This is a genomic window from Flavobacterium alvei (assembly GCF_002920895.1).
GTDB classification, from domain to species: Bacteria; Bacteroidota; Bacteroidia; order Flavobacteriales; family Flavobacteriaceae; genus Flavobacterium; species Flavobacterium alvei.
Genome location: NZ_PQVG01000001.1, coordinates 441,735 through 457,144 on the forward strand (window position 1 = coordinate 441,735; position 15,410 = coordinate 457,144).

Here is a 15,410-nt window from a genome sequence, read left to right on the forward strand (position 1 = left end):
GATGGATTTTTTATTTGCAATAATCATAACACTAAATCAACATTCACATAACACTTGCCTCCTACTTTCGTAAAAACTTTTTATGAAAAGAAAGAGAAAATTACCTTTAGTAGTCATAAGCGATATTCACCTTGGCACTTACGGCTGTCACGCCAAAGAATTACTGCAATATTTAAAATCAATCCATCCACAGACCCTGGTTTTGAACGGCGATATTATCGATATGTGGAATTTCAGCAAAAGCTATTTTCCTGCTGCACATATGGAAGTTTTGCGATACATCATCAAGATGTCCAATTTAGGAACGCGAGTAATTTACATTACCGGAAACCACGACGAAGCCTTGCGTAAATACTCCGATTTTATTCTTGGAAATCTGGAATTGGTTGACAAATTAATTTTGGACTTAGACGGAAAAAAAACTTGGATATTCCACGGTGATGTTTTCGATTCTTCCACAAAAGGCTATGCCAAAATATTAGCCAAATTAGGCGGAAAAGGGTATGATTTATTAATTTTAATCAACAGTTTTATCAATTGGGTTTTGGTTGCTTGTGGAAGAGAAAAGAGAAGTTTTTCCAAAACCATCAAAAATAGCGTAAAAAAAGCAGTTTCTTTTGTTTCGAATTTTGAAACTACAGCCGCCGAAATTGCTATCGAAAAAAAATACAGCTATGTCGTTTGCGGACACATTCATATGCCACAAAAAAAAGTGGTAAAAAACCAGCACGGAGAAGTTTTGTACTTGAACAGTGGTGATTGGATCGAAAACCTGACCGCATTAGAATACAAGAAAGAAAAATGGAAAATTTATCAGTATAAAAAATCAGATTTCTCGCAATTGGAACCAAAAGAAGAAGTGGTTTATAATGATATTGTTTCCAAAATTTTATCCTAAAAGTTTAGTGTTTATAAAAATGTAAACCGCAAATTCGCAAATTAAAAGAACAAAAACAGCAAAAAAAGTTTGCGAATTTGCGGTAAAATCTAAATGATATGAAAATATTTTATGCCATACAAGCCACAGGCAACGGACATATTAGCAGAGCGACTCAATTGTATCCTTATTTACAGCAATTTGGTGAAGTAGATTTCTTTTTGAGCGGCAACAATGCGAGTTTGGATATTAATTTGCCCATAAAATTCAGAAGTGCGGGTTGCAGCTTGCATTACAGCAAATGTGGCGGTTTGAATTATTGGGATATTGTAAAAAACATTCGCCCTCACCAAATCTACAAAGATGCTACTGCCTTGCCTTTGAAAAATTATGATATAATTATCAACGACTTTGATTCGGTTACTGCTTTGGCGTGCAAAATGCAAAAAGTGCATTCGGTGCAATTTGGTCATCAAGCCAGTTTTGTTTCAGAACACACACCAAGACCTGAAAAACGTAGCCTTATGGGCGAAATGATTCTCAAGCATTATGCGCCTTCTCCCAAACATATTGGTTTGCATTTCGAAAATTATGATTCCTTTATTCATCCGCCTGTTATCAAAGATGAAATCACACAAGCCGAACCCAAAGATTTAAAACACATCACGGTTTATTTGCCTTCATTCCAAAAAGATTGTTTGGAAAAAGCGTTTCATAAACTCTCGGATGTGGAATTTCATTGGTTTTTGAATGATGTTCCAACCAAACATAAAGTGGGAAACATTACTTATTTCCCTGTCAATCAAAAGTTGTTTAACGAGAGCTTAATTAATTGTCACGGTATTATTACTGGTGGCGGATTTGAAACTCCTGCCGAAGCTTTATACCTTCGAAAAAAAGTATTGAGCATTCCTATTCGAGATCATTATGAACAAGAATGTAATGCGGCTGCCTTAAAGAAAATGGGCGTTCCTGTGGTGTATGAAGTGAGTAATGATTTTGATTTGATCATAGAAACTTGGCTCAACTCACCTATAATTTATCCGAAAATGCAGGCTAATAATATCAATGAAACCTTGCAGTTTTTGTTTGATACTTATCGGGATTAGAATGATTTTTGGAGAAAAATACTCATAAATACTCTTTCCTCAGTGGAAGATAAAAAACCCAAAAGCGATTAAATTCCCACTAAAAAAACTTATTTCATATTAATTTAATTTCCATAAAAAAATGCCCTCAAATAGCAGCTTACTTTTTGAGGGCAGTTTAAAATATATGTTGGTTTTAACTTTATTTCAAGTTTTCTCCCGCAATGGTCATTTCGTCAACGATGTGTTTTGCACCAGCATATTTGTCTATCAGCCAAAGCACATACCGAATATCAACACTGATGGTTCTTTGTAATTTTTTGTCAAAAATAACATCTCCAGCCATAGCTTCAATGTTTCCATCAAAGGCAATTCCTATCAATTCCCCTTTTCCATTGAGTACTGGAGAACCTGAATTTCCTCCTGTTATGTCATTATCACTCAAGAAATTTATTGGCATATATCCATTTTTATCAGCATATTTCCCAAAATCTTTTGCCTTATTTAATTCTAATAATCGAGCTGGCAAATCAAATTCTTCGTCTCCTGCTTTATACTTTTTGACCAATCCTGTCATAGTTGTATAATTATTAACCTTGGCATCGTTGCGTGGATCTTTAGGCAAAGCATTTACTTTTCCGTATGACAATCTCAAAGTAGAATTGGCATCAGGATATTGAATAGAATTTATTTTAGATTCTCGCAAACCTTCTACCAAGTTGCGGTAGGCTTTCTCAAAATTATCATCCATTTGCTGCTGATCTTCTGATTTTGCTCTTACTTTTGTAAGTAAATCATTGGAGAGCACATAAAGTGGATCAGCACTAATTGCCTCTGGCTTTGGGTTATTCAAAAAAGCCAAAACAGTTTCTTTTGATGCAAAAATACTTTTGAAAACTGCCTCATTAACCACTGTGGCAAAATCGCCTTTATTGTCTTCTTTCAATTTTGAAATCATTGGCGAAAGTCCGAATTCAGCCCCTTTCGAAGTGTATAAATTCAGTTGAGCTATCAAAACATCTTTCTCTAATGGAGCATAAAACTTTCCGTAAACCGACTCAATCAAAGCGTTAATTTTCGGAAGTACCTCAGCCCTTTTGGCTTCATTTTCATTAAAATAATACAGTAATGAGTTTCCTAAATTAGCTGGAGCAGAGCCATAAGTAGCTGTTCGCATCAATTGCGAAAGGTAATTATCGTGACGTGCTTTCAAATTGGTTTTGGCATAATAGTCATTTATTGTCGCCACCACTTGACCATATTTAGCTTTATTCTCCGATTTATTGGCCCAATCATTAAATTTAGATTCCTCTATAGTTTTAGTTTCTACCGTTCCTGATTTAGTCAAAGCATCAATCATTCCTTGACGATTTTTCCAATAATTGGCAGTCGAAGCATATTTTGAGGCATATTGCAAACTTACTGTTTCGTCCTTATCCATATAAACTTTCATCCTGTCCATTCCCATTTTTGCTCCTTCAACCCAAGCAGGATATGCAAAATTCACATTTTGATTAATTCCATTGGCTGGCATCCAACGATTAGTTCTACCTGGATAACCCAAAATCATTGCGAAATCATTTTCTTCAACACCTTTCAAACTTATTGGTAAATAATGTTTGGGTTTCAAAGGCAAATTGTCTTTTGAATATTCGGCTGGATTTCCGTTTTTATCGGCATACACTCTAAACATCGAAAAATCGCCAGTATGACGTGGCCATTCCCAATTGTCAGTGTCGCCACCAAACTTTCCGATGCTTTCTGGAGGTGTTCCTACTAATCGCACATCTTTATAATCTTGGTAAACAAAATAATAGTATTCATTTCCTTGAAAGAAAGGACGAACCGAAACGGTGTATTTTCCACCTTCGCTGTTTTCTTTTTCAATCAGCGCTATCTCTTGTTGGATTACTTTATTTCGATCTGTTTCAGACATTTTATCATTGACTTTTAACAAAATTCTTTTCGAAACATCATCCATTCGAACGAAAAAACGAACGTATAAGGACTTGGGTTTCATTTCTGCCCTTTTGTCTTTTGCCCAAAAACCGTCTTTCAAATAGTTTTGTTCGGCTGTAGAAAGTTCTGCTATTGCACTATATCCGCAATGATGATTGGTCAAAACCAAACCTTCTTTCGAAACGATTTCGGCTGTACATCCGCCATTAAATTGTACTATAGCGTCTTTCAAACTACTGTGGTTAATGCTGTAAATTTCTTCGGATGTCAATTGCAATCCCATTTTTTCCATATCACGGTGGTTCAAACGTTCGATAAACATTAAAAACCACATTCCCTCATCGGCTTTAACTGAATTTGGTAACAGCAATATTCCAGCGATTAAGGCAAAAATAAATTTTTTCATTTTTTAATTTATAAAGGGTTACTTGAAAACTGGCTGAACCTATAAAAAAATGTTTTTTTATTCAAAACCAGAATATTCACTAAAAATAGTATCGCAAAAGTAATGATGTTTAAGGATTTGATAAAATATTTGAAGAAATATTCCAAAAAATTTAAGACAAAACAGCTTTTTAAAATAAAAAAAGGTACCCTATTTCTAGAACACCTTATTATATAAAAAAGATAAACCTTTAATCATTCAACATTTTCCAAAGCTTGTCTTTCAAATCTTGTAAACCTTGTTGAGCAACTGAGGAAATAAACATATATGGAATGTCTTTAAACTCTTTGTCCAATTGTATTTTCAATTCGGCTTTGAGTTCGTCGTCTAGCATATCACATTTTGAAATCACTAACAAACGCTCTTTATCCAACATTTCGGGATTGTATTTTGTCAATTCGTTTACCAAAATATCGTATTCTTCTTTGATATTTGGAGTATCAACAGGAACCAAAAATAGCAAAGTCGAATTACGCTCGATATGTCTCAAGAAATAATGTCCCAACCCTTTTCCTTCGGCTGCACCTTCAATAATTCCAGGGATATCGGCGATTACAAATGATTGAAAATCTCGGTAAGCTACAATCCCCAAATTGGGTTTTAAAGTGGTAAACGGATAATCGGCAATTTTGGGTTTTGCTGAAGTCAAAACCGACAATAAAGTTGATTTCCCTGCATTTGGGAAACCTACTAATCCTACGTCAGCCAAAACTTTAAGTTCCAAAATCACGTCCATTTCTAAACCGGGCAAACCGGGCTGAGCATATCTTGGTGTTTGATTAGTAGAACTACGAAAATGCCAGTTTCCTAAACCTCCTTTTCCTCCTTGACACAGAATCTTTTTCTCACCGTCTTCGGTAATTTCGAATAATGTTTCTCCGGTTTCTTTGTCTTTTACAACAGTTCCTAATGGCACTTCGATGTATTTGTCTTCTCCATCGGCACCCGTACTTCTGTCTCCTCCTCCATCGCCACCATGACCTGCCTTGACGTGACGGGCAAATTTCAAATGAAATAAGGTCCACAGTCCTTTGTTTCCAACCAAAACAACGTGTCCTCCACGACCTCCATCTCCTCCATCAGGACCTCCATACTGGATAAACTTTTCTCTATGCAAATGCGTAGATCCTTTTCCGCCTTTACCGGAAGAAACAAATATTTTTACGTAATCTACAAAATTTCCTTCTGTCATTTTTTTTTGGTTTTGGGTCTTGGGTTCTAGGTATTGGGTAAACTAAAACCCAGAACCCAAGACCCAAAACCTTTTTATTTTAAGGCTTTTACCATTACTTTATCAATCTTCACCCCATCCATATCTAGGACTTCTAATTCAAATTTTTGCCAAACTAATTTTTCTCCTTCTTTTGGTATATGAGAAAGTTCAGTCATTATTAATCCGCTTACAGTGGTTACTTCATAATCACTAATTAGATCATCTAATTCGAAATAAGTCAAGAAATCGTGTAAGGAATAATGTCCATCAACTAACCAACTTCCATCTTCTCTTTCGATTAACTGAAAATCGTCTTTATAAAAATCGGATGCATCTCCTACTAAAGCTTCCAAAATATCATTCAAAGTGATAATTCCTTGAAAAAAACCATATTCATCCGAAACAAAAGCATAGTGAACGCCCGAGTCTTTGAATTGCTCTAATGCCTTGTATGCCGTGGTATATTCCATCATAAAAGGCGCTTCGGTCATAATGTCGCCCAAATTAAAATCGGCTTTGTCTATAGTTGCAAATATATTTTTCAAATTGACAACACCCAGAATATCATCATGATTTTCGCCAAAAACGGGGTAAATACTATGCAATTCTTTAAGCATAAATTCCTTAACCTGTTCTTTGTTTGCATGCAACGGAAGAATAACCACTGATTTTCTGTGGGTCATCAATGAATTTATCTTGCGATCACCAATATGAAAAACACGTTCCACGATGTCTTGTTCAATTTCTTGAACTTCGCCGCCTTCAGTTCCTTCTTTGATAATTGCTTTAATTTCTTCTTCGGTAACTTTGCCATCAGCAGTAGGTTTTATATGCAAAACGTTCAATAAAAACTCGGTCGAATGGGTTAACAACCATATAAATGGAGCGGTTACAATCGAAATTACTTTCATTGGTAGAGCTACTGCTTTTGCAATAGCTTCTGGGTGATTTAATCCAATTCTTTTAGGCAATAACTCTCCTAAAACCAAAGAGAAAAAAGTTAAAACAACCACTACAATTCCGACTCCAAGTGAAGCTGCAAAGGGTTTCAAAACTTCAAAACCGCCAACAAAATCTTGAACATCGTGTGTAATTTTATCTCCTGAATAAATACCCGTAAGAATGCCTATTAGCGTGATTCCTATTTGAACTGTGGATAAAAATTTATTGGGAGAATTGGCCAAATCTAATGCAACTTGGGCATTTTTATTTCCTTTTTTTGCAGCCGTTTCTAATCGATTTTTTCGCGCCGAAATCAATGCGATTTCCGACATCGAGAAAACGCCGTTGAGGATGATTAAAAAAAGAATGATTAAAATTTCCATTGGTTTGTTTGTTGTTTATGTTTTGCTGATACATTGGATACTACCAACTATAAACTATAAACTATAAACTTTTTATAAATTATCGATCACTTTACTTAATCGCTCCGTAATATCGGCAATAGAACCAATTCCATCTACAGCATAAAATTTATTCTGCTTAGTGTAATAGTCCATCAAAGGAGCTGTTTTTTCGTTGTATTCTTGGTAACGATTTCTAATTTTTTCTTCATCTTGATCGTCAGGTCTTCCGCTAGTTTTGCCTCTTTCTAGCAAACGAGCTACTAAAATTTCGTCGTTGGCTTCTAATGCAACTGTTGCGGTAATTTTGTCATTTTTGGTAGCCAAAAAAACATCTAAAGCTTCGGCTTGAGCAATTGTTCTTGGAAAACCATCGAATAAAAATCCTGCTGCATCTTGATTTTTTTCCACTTCGCTTTGCAACATTTTGATGGTCACTTCATCTGGAACTAAATCGCCTTTGTCCATATAGGTTCTGGCTAATTTACCCAATTCGGTTTCATTTTTGATGTTAAATCTAAAAATATCTCCTGTTGAAAGATGTACTAAATTGTATTTTCCTTTTAAAAACTCGGCCTGAGTTCCTTTTCCTGCTCCTGGTTTCCCAAATAAAACTATGTTAATCATTTTTAAAATTCTAAATTGTGAGTTATGTTATTGTTTTGTTTTGTTTCTATATTATTCCTTCAATTGATAAACTTCTGGTAAATTTCTACCTAAACCATCATAGTCTAAACCGAATCCTACTATAAATTTATTAGGTATTCTGATACCAACATAATCAATTTTAATATCATTTTTTAAAGCTTCGGGCTTGAAGAAAAGAGTTGCTACTTTGAAATGTTTTACATTTTGCTTTTTGAACAAGTCTTTTAGAGCTACCAAGGTATTGCCAGTATCAACAATATCTTCTATAATAACTACGCTTCTTCCAGACAAATCGCGGTCTAAACCTATTAATTGCTTAACTTCATTGGTTGATGTAGTCCCTTCGTAGGATGCCATTTTAATGAAACTTACTTCGCAAGGTGATTTATAATGTTTCATAAAATCAGAAACCACCATAAAAGCACCGTTCAAAACGCCTACAAAAACTGGAACTTCGTCGGCAAAATCATCCTCAACTAAAGCAGCAATTTTTGCTATAGCGAAATCTATTTCCTGAGCAGAAATAAATGGAACAAATTGTTTATCGTGTAGTTGTATCACTTTTTTCGTTTTAAAAATAATTTGCAAATATAGGGATTTCGAAATTGAGAATTGACAATTGATTTCTACTTTTCAATCAAAATTAAAAAAACCAAATAAATCATTCTACTTTCTAGAAAGTCGTTGGAAAGTAAATCTTGAAGAAAATAAAATAGCACTTTCCTATTCGTCCATTATAAAGTATCTTTACCTCATCAAACTACAACTGAATGAATTATTTTTCTACCGATTTTAAATTAGGATATTAGGTGGCGGACAATTGGGCAAAATGCTTTAAAAATGGTCAAACAAAGAGAATAACATTCTTGCTTTGAGTCAAAAAAACTCGTAATTTTCAAAAAAGCCGCCAAGACTATGACTGAACATAGTCTTGGCGGCAAAAAATAATAATCTCAGATGGATTAATCCTCGCTATTTGCCAATTTTTGGATTGGTATCCAAAATATTTTTCTTTAATCCATAAAAAACTCCTGTTGCAAGGACAAAATAAACCCATCCATCTATTGGAGCCGCAGGAGTATCTACAACATCATCATCAAAACCAGGCTCGGCACAATAAATTAGATTAGAAAACAAAAGTATCGTTATCAATAAAATTTTATTCTTTTTCATACAACTAAAATTAGTTTATTAGTATTTTTTTAGTTTCTTTTTGTCCATTTTGTTTGATTTCAACACTATACACGCCTTTATCAACAGATTTTGGGATTTCAATTTTCAGGTTATTAGAATTTACATTTGAAACTGTAAATGGAATTCTCTGACCCAACAAATTGAACACCTCAATCTCCATTCCTTGAGTGCTATTTGGAGAGCTGATAACGAACCACCCTTCTTTGACTGGATTCGGATATACTTTTAATTCCGATTCCAATTCCAGAGATTTATTAGATAAAGAAGATTGTGTTTTGAATACTACATTAAATCGACTTGAGGCAGTTGACTGTACATCTGTACCCACCACTGAATAATTATATGCAACAGCACCATCTGCTGGAATTTCGGTGTACGCTTGTGTATATTTATCATACAAAAACGGATACAGACCACCAATATTTTTTGCTTTGGCAACAATAGTGTAATTAGTATTGCGGTATTGATTGACATACAATGGAATCACTTCTTCAGCTTGAGGCAAATCTCGACGCTCTATACTCAACAAAGAACCATTATTGTTTGTTGCAAAATTTTCATCGAGATTAGTGAATTTATCAGCATCATAGCCATCCACTTCATTGTTTTGGCCAGATTCAAATTGAACCAACAAAGCATCTGAAAGATTTGCAGAGTTCGCAAAAGCACTAGCCTCATATAACTCCAACTTCAAACTTGACGCCACATCTGCCTTTCTAAACACATTAACATTGCTAGTGCTTGTTTGTTTATGGGACTCTTGAAAACTAAGTGAAGTCGAACCTGCAAAATCTGTTTTTACAAAACAACTCTGCCAAGGTTGCAAGTATTTAGTTGCCGAAGATGTAGCAATAGATTTGTCTCCAGTGCCAACATCAACAGAAACGTAACCACCTCTGACATTAAAAGTTGGATCCCATATATAATAAAAAACCTTATTTAAATTTGTTGATGCCTGTAGTACTTGGTTCATATCAACGGGTGATTGATATGGATTTCCTATAAAATTATATCCACCTGCAGTTGAACTAAGATCAGTTATTACTTTGGTTCCTGTATACAGATTCCCATTAGCTCTTAATGTAGTGTTGGTTGGTGTTGGTGTATTTGTATTTAAATTAATACTTCTATCCCCTCTAATCATTATCCTATAAGGAACACCTGCACCCAATACATTTACATCAGTATTAGATATAGAAGACGACCAAAGACCTGTACTGTTAACAAAAGTAAACATAGAAGGATTTGTAGTCAGAGTGGCATCAAAACCATTTTCTCCAGAAACAGAACCTGTTATATGTGTTCCATATCCAGGATTTGGATTGCTATTTGAACTTGTAGTCCCATTATTTACTCCTTCCTGCCAATTTGTGCGAATACTTGTTGTAGTCGTAACTGGTGATGCCAGAAAACGAAATGCCCTACGTGCTGGAATAAATCGTTCGACCGTTACTGCTCCATTTATAACTCCAGTTACAGGCGCAACGACAGCTGTTGTATTCAAGTCACTTTTAAAAGTTATTTGATTTCCTGTATTAAATGTCCCTGCAGTCACTGTTAATATTCCTTTCAAACTTAATGCATTTCCTAAAGTTACGCTTCCTAAAGAAGTTCTATTCAACGTAAGGTTGTTTAGTACATTTGAAGTTCCTAAACTTGCCTGATCCATATAAAAAGTACCCGCATTTCCTGTTCCAGTGAATACCAGACTTGAACTAACGCCTCCAGTCAACAAACCACTGGAAACTCCATTCCCTGAAATTGCTCCATTGATGGTAAGTGTTTTTCCGTTTAAATTTAATTTTTTGGTTGTGTTATTAAAATTAATGCCAGCCACTGTTCTATTTTGATCTAAATAACAATCATTATTGGCAGCAGCATCATAAGAAATATCCGCTCCTGACAATGGGACAAAACTTCCTGTCCAATTTGATGCCGTATTAAAATCAGTACTTGTTGTTCCTTTCCAAACTGCAGCAGTTACATCAAATGTTGCAGTCCCTTTTGTAGAAGGATCATCAGAATTAATAGCAGACAAAGAAACACTTGTAGCCGGAGTCCCCATAGCCACACTATACGAAGCCAGCACCCCATTTACAAACACAGCAGTGGTTCCACCTCCCAAAAGCATACTCGTTGTACTACTCAAAACAACTGTACCATTAAAGCCCGTAAACACGCTACCAGTACAATTTGGACCATCCATAGCAGTAATTTTAATATTGAAAGTCTCTCCCGATTTCTTTGCAGTTATTGCATTTCCAGAAGTATCCGTGATACAAAAACTAGCTACACCTACAACAGGAACTGAATTAGACAAAATACTTTCCACCCCAGTGCTTACATTAGTATTAGTAGCCGTAATGACAGCACCTTTGTATAATTGTCCTGAAGCAATACCACTAAGTGTCCAACTCGCCGTTGCGTTAAGAATCGTGCCTATTGAACTACCATCAACATATACCGTCAACGTGATTCCTGTTCCCAGACCTCCAGTACCACTAATACTACTTGCTCCTGCTTGATAAGAAGTTCCCGAAACTATTGGTGCAGTAGGTGCTGATGCCGCCACGGTTATTGAACCAGAGCTAGAACTAGTTGTCTCTCCAGAAGCTTTTGCAGTTACCGTAAGAACATCTCCTGTTGTCAATGCCAAACCAGAAATCGACCAGTTGCCATAGGCATCCACTGTAGTCGACCCTAACAGTGTCGCTCCTTTGTATAGATATATTATAGTCCCAGCACTTTCTGTACTAGTTCCCGAAACCGTTTTCCCCGATCCTGCAGTATAGGTTCCCGAGATAATTGGTGCCGTTGATGGGCTTGACAAAATACTAACAGTTACGCTGGTAGAAATGTCCGAAAGTAAATAACTTACTGTTGCTGATTGTGCTCTTGCAATCACAACATCTCCTTCAACAAATCCAGTGTAACTAAAAGTGTAGGATGCATTAGAAGCGATAGTAGAAGTGGTTCTTGCCACCTCATAACCATTAATATATAAAATTAAATAAGACGCACTTGAATCTGTATTTGTAACCTGAACCGTTCGTGCAACAGTTGGTGAGGCCAAAATTGTAGTAGTAACCATTGTGGGTGTGGCTGTTTTAGTACTACCACTTCCTGAAGTTTTCATCCCAACATTTGAATATGCCGACACACAACCATTATAAGTGGCGGTAGCATAAATATTCATTCCATTGAAAGTGCTTTGTGAAGTAGTTACTGTAAAAGACCAAGTTCCGTTAGTACCAACATACACAGAAGCTGTGGCTGGAATTTCATTAAATGTATTTGTTGCTGATTGTTCCCATAATCTGATTTGAACCGTACTGGGCGTAATTGTTCCACTTACAGGAGACCAACTTCCGGTAACAAGCTGGGAACCATTAGTTCTTACCAAAGCTGTTGGCGAAGGAGTAAAACAAATTGCAGCAACATTTACCGTAACACCAGCAGAGGCTGCCGATAAATCTTTTCCAGAAGTTTGTGCTTTGGCAGTAATAACATCTCCTGCAACTAACCCACTTATTCCTGTTAATGTCCAAGAATTTGAAGTTACAGTTGCGGTACCAATAGACGTTCCATTTTTATATACTGTTATTATTGAACCATTTATTTCTGCGCTTGTGCCCGAAATACTTGTACTTGAAGCTGTAATATTGCTATTAACCACAGGAGCCAAAGTAGTAGGATTTCCAAAACTTCCTCCCTCAGTCAACAATGTCAATGAAATAGCTGGAAAACTGGAAATTAAAGCGTTTGCAATGGCTGTTGGATTATTACTATACAACTTGTCATTAACACCATTATAATCTGATTTGGTTCCTGTAATACCACTTCCAGCTGAACTAATTGTTGCTGCTGCAATTCTAACTGGCTGTGCACTCAACCCTAAAGCACTATATGGAATAAAAAAATCATAAAAATAATCTGCGTCTCCTCCCACTGTTGTTAAAGCAATGGAGCGTTGTGTGTAATTTTCATTACTAAAATTAATAGAAGATGTAATTCCGCCTGCTGCACCTGAAAAGGTATTTATGACTATTGCATTCGAACTTCCCGTGTTCAGAACGACCTCTCTCTCATAACCTGGATTTTTCGGATCAGTATATTGTGAACCAAAAGTTCCATCCGTATCCATTAAAAGAGAATACCCTTTTGATGATGTTGAGGCTCCTCCTAAACGAAACCTGATAATTAAATAATCAATACCTCCAACAGTCTTATAGAGAATATAACAAGATTGATTGCTGTTTTCTCCAACACTAACAATATCAGTTGCTCCTCCAGAACCACCTGTAGTCAAATCTCCAGTAGGCTCCACTCCTATTATTGGTAAAGGTATCATCTTAAGTTCGGATGCAGAACCATAATCTGTCCCACTAAATCCAGCCGTTGTTAACGAGACATATCCATCTCCATTAGGGTCCAGTACGCTTTTTCCCAATGCATCTCCAGCAGGTTTATAAATCAACCCTTTGGTTTGTGAGTAACTAATGCAGGCAAAAAATAAAAGTAAAATTAAAACATAGCGTCTAAATAAATTCATATGATTATCAATTAAGGGGCATTCGTGTTAAGCAAATACTAATTTTTATATAAAAATAAGCAAAATTACGAATTTAAAGCATATATATTTAGTCAAAATAATTAACAATCCTAAACAACACATCACATAGTAAAAAGCAGAAGTATTCATTAATAAATTATTATTTACATTTGCAAAATCTATGTGTCCCATAAACAGATTATAAACAATCACACAATGAATTATTTTTCTTCCGATTTTAAATTAGGCATATTAGGTGGCGGGCAATTGGGCAAAATGCTTTTGTCTGACACCAGAAAATTCGATATTCAAACCTACATTTTGGACCCAAGTGATGAAGCTCCTTGCAAAATCTCCTGCAATCAATTCTTCAAAGGCGATTTGATGGATTTTGACACCGTTTATAATTTTGGTAAAAAAGTCGATATTTTGACTTTTGAAATTGAATTGGTCAATTTAGAAGCGTTGGAAAAATTAGAAAACGAAGGTTTGCCTGTATATCCATCACCAAAAACGCTCCGTTTGATTCAGAACAAAGGCGTTCAAAAAGAATTTTATTCCCAACATAACATTCCAACTGCTCCTTTTGAAAAGTTTTCCAATTTAGAAAATCTGAAATCTGAAATCAGCAATCTAAAATTGCCATTCGTATGGAAATGTACTGAATTTGGTTATGATGGCAATGGTGTGAAAGTCGTGCGTCAAGCATCGGATTTAGACAATTTGCCAAATGTAGAATGCATTGCAGAAGAAATGATTCCTTTCAAAAACGAATTGGCCGTAATCGTTTGTCGCAATCCATCAGGCGAAATCAAAACCTATCCTGTGGTAGAAATGGAGTTTCATCCCGAAGCCAATCAGGTAGAATATGTTATCTGCCCAGCTCGTATCGACGAAAAAGTAGCCGAAAAAGCCAGAGCTATTGCCTTGACTGTTTCTCAAAAATTCAATCAGGTCGGACTTTTAGCTGTAGAAATGTTTCAGACCGAAAACGACGAAATCTTGGTAAACGAAGTAGCTCCTCGCCCACACAATTCAGGTCATTATTCTATTGAAGCTAGTTATACTTCGCAATTTGAAAACCATTTGCGAGCTATTCTTGATTTACCTTTAGGGAATACTGAAAGCAAAGTAGCCGGAATTATGGTCAATCTTACTGGTGCCGAAGGTTTTTCGGGAGACGTAATTTATGAAAACATCGAAACTATTTTAGGTTGGAATGGTGTTACGCCACACATCTACGGAAAAAAACAAACTCGCCCTTTCCGAAAAATGGGACACGTTACCATAGTAAATGACGATATCACTGTAGCACGAAAAATTGCTGAAGATGTGAAGAACACTATAAGAGTGATTGCATAAATGGATATACTAGATTTTATTATAAATTTATTAAATCTAAATGATTCAGAAAATCTTATAAAGAAAAAATGGAATATTTTCACTGATAAAAACGAATATCTTGGAGAAAAAATAATCAGCTTTTTTTCTTCCATTTTATTAATTGCACTTTATCTATTTCTAATAGCATTTACAATCTATATAATCTATTATTTATTTTTTAAATAAAAAACAATAAAAACAAATGAGCAAAGTAGCCGTAATAATGGGAAGCATATCCGATATGCCCGTAATGCAAGAAGCGATTGACATCCTAAAAGGATTTGATATAGAAACCGAAGTCGATATTGTTTCGGCACACAGAACACCTGAAAAATTGTTTGATTTCAGTAAAAACGCCCACACACGAGGTATTTCGGTTATTATTGCCGGAGCTGGCGGAGCGGCACATTTACCAGGAATGGTAGCCTCAATGTCGCCACTTCCCGTAATTGGAGTCCCTGTAAAATCAAGCAATTCTATTGATGGTTGGGATTCGGTTTTGTCTATTTTGCAAATGCCAGGTGGTGTTCCTGTTGCCACTGTGGCTTTGAACGGCTCAAAAAATGCAGGGATTTTAGCAGCTCAAATTATTGGCAGCTCGGACAAATGTGTTTTAGACAAAATCATTGCCTATAAGGAAGGATTGAAAATGGCGGTCAATAAAGCTGCCGAAGGATTGAAAAAATAAAAACATTTCACGAAGATTCA

11 protein-coding genes are annotated in these 15,410 nt (G+C 35.7%); 4 read left to right on the forward strand and 7 right to left on the reverse strand.

Features of this window, described 5'->3' with window-relative positions:
- The first annotated feature begins 82 nt into the window (after positions 1-82).
- Both C3L50_RS01820 and C3L50_RS01825 read left to right on the forward strand, forming a co-directional pair.
- Complete coding sequence (locus tag C3L50_RS01820; RefSeq protein ID WP_103804383.1) at positions 83-898, forward strand: UDP-2,3-diacylglucosamine diphosphatase; 816 nt, start codon at positions 83-85, stop codon at positions 896-898.
- Between the two features lie 98 nt (positions 899-996).
- Positions 997-1,986: a glycosyltransferase family protein gene (locus C3L50_RS01825; protein ID WP_103804384.1), complete on the forward strand. Its 990-nt coding sequence runs from the start codon at positions 997-999 to the stop codon at positions 1,984-1,986.
- Between the two features lie 181 nt (positions 1,987-2,167).
- Here C3L50_RS01825 and C3L50_RS01830 read toward each other — a convergent pair whose 3' ends face one another.
- From C3L50_RS01830 to C3L50_RS01855, 7 genes are all read right to left on the reverse strand, one after another.
- Positions 2,168-4,330, reverse strand: coding sequence for a S46 family peptidase (locus C3L50_RS01830; RefSeq protein WP_103804386.1), 2,163 nt, complete (start codon positions 4,328-4,330; stop codon positions 2,168-2,170).
- Between the two features lie 229 nt (positions 4,331-4,559).
- Entirely contained in the window at positions 4,560-5,561 is a 1,002-nt protein-coding gene (gene obgE, locus C3L50_RS01835) for a GTPase ObgE (RefSeq protein ID WP_103804387.1), read from the reverse strand.
- A gap of 74 nt (positions 5,562-5,635) precedes the next feature.
- Positions 5,636-6,856 (reverse strand): hemolysin family protein, encoded by a 1,221-nt coding sequence (locus C3L50_RS01840; RefSeq protein WP_243400324.1) that lies wholly within the window; start codon positions 6,854-6,856, stop codon positions 5,636-5,638.
- A 123-nt stretch (positions 6,857-6,979) separates the two neighbouring features.
- On the reverse strand, positions 6,980-7,552 hold the full coding sequence (locus tag C3L50_RS16440) for an adenylate kinase (protein ID WP_165783950.1): 573 nt from the start codon (positions 7,550-7,552) through the stop codon (positions 6,980-6,982).
- Between the two features lie 51 nt (positions 7,553-7,603).
- Positions 7,604-8,134, reverse strand: coding sequence for a hypoxanthine phosphoribosyltransferase (hpt, locus tag C3L50_RS16445; protein WP_165783951.1), 531 nt, complete (start codon positions 8,132-8,134; stop codon positions 7,604-7,606).
- Between the two features lie 411 nt (positions 8,135-8,545).
- On the reverse strand, positions 8,546-8,746 hold the full coding sequence (locus C3L50_RS01850; protein ID WP_103804390.1) for a hypothetical protein: 201 nt from the start codon (positions 8,744-8,746) through the stop codon (positions 8,546-8,548).
- Between the two features lie 10 nt (positions 8,747-8,756).
- Complete coding sequence (locus C3L50_RS01855) at positions 8,757-13,319, reverse strand: T9SS type A sorting domain-containing protein (RefSeq protein ID WP_103804392.1); 4,563 nt, start codon at positions 13,317-13,319, stop codon at positions 8,757-8,759.
- A gap of 216 nt (positions 13,320-13,535) precedes the next feature.
- On the opposite strand from C3L50_RS01855, the gene C3L50_RS01860 reads away from it, so the two are divergent.
- Positions 13,536-14,681, forward strand: coding sequence for a 5-(carboxyamino)imidazole ribonucleotide synthase (locus C3L50_RS01860; protein ID WP_103804394.1), 1,146 nt, complete (start codon positions 13,536-13,538; stop codon positions 14,679-14,681).
- 223 nt (positions 14,682-14,904) lie between these two features.
- Positions 14,905-15,390 (forward strand): 5-(carboxyamino)imidazole ribonucleotide mutase, encoded by a 486-nt coding sequence (gene purE, locus C3L50_RS01870; protein ID WP_103804398.1) that lies wholly within the window; start codon positions 14,905-14,907, stop codon positions 15,388-15,390.
- The last annotated feature ends 20 nt before the right edge of the window (positions 15,391-15,410 follow it).

Coding starts and splice junctions, on each gene's coding strand:
- C3L50_RS01820 (WP_103804383.1), top strand. CDS start 83: ATGAAAAGAAAGAGAAAATTACCTTTAGTAGTCATAAGCGATATTCAC.
- C3L50_RS01825 (WP_103804384.1), top strand. CDS start 997: ATGAAAATATTTTATGCCATACAAGCCACAGGCAACGGACATATTAGC.
- C3L50_RS01830 (WP_103804386.1), bottom strand. CDS start 4,330: ATGAAAAAATTTATTTTTGCCTTAATCGCTGGAATATTGCTGTTACCA.
- obgE (WP_103804387.1), bottom strand. CDS start 5,561: ATGACAGAAGGAAATTTTGTAGATTACGTAAAAATATTTGTTTCTTCC.
- C3L50_RS01840 (WP_243400324.1), bottom strand. CDS start 6,856: ATGTCGGAAATCGCATTGATTTCGGCGCGAAAAAATCGATTAGAAACG.
- C3L50_RS16440 (WP_165783950.1), bottom strand. CDS start 7,552: ATGATTAACATAGTTTTATTTGGGAAACCAGGAGCAGGAAAAGGAACT.
- C3L50_RS01850 (WP_103804390.1), bottom strand. CDS start 8,746: ATGAAAAAGAATAAAATTTTATTGATAACGATACTTTTGTTTTCTAAT.
- C3L50_RS01855 (WP_103804392.1), bottom strand. CDS start 13,319: ATGAATTTATTTAGACGCTATGTTTTAATTTTACTTTTATTTTTTGCC.
- C3L50_RS01860 (WP_103804394.1), top strand. CDS start 13,536: ATGAATTATTTTTCTTCCGATTTTAAATTAGGCATATTAGGTGGCGGG.
- purE (WP_103804398.1), top strand. CDS start 14,905: ATGAGCAAAGTAGCCGTAATAATGGGAAGCATATCCGATATGCCCGTA.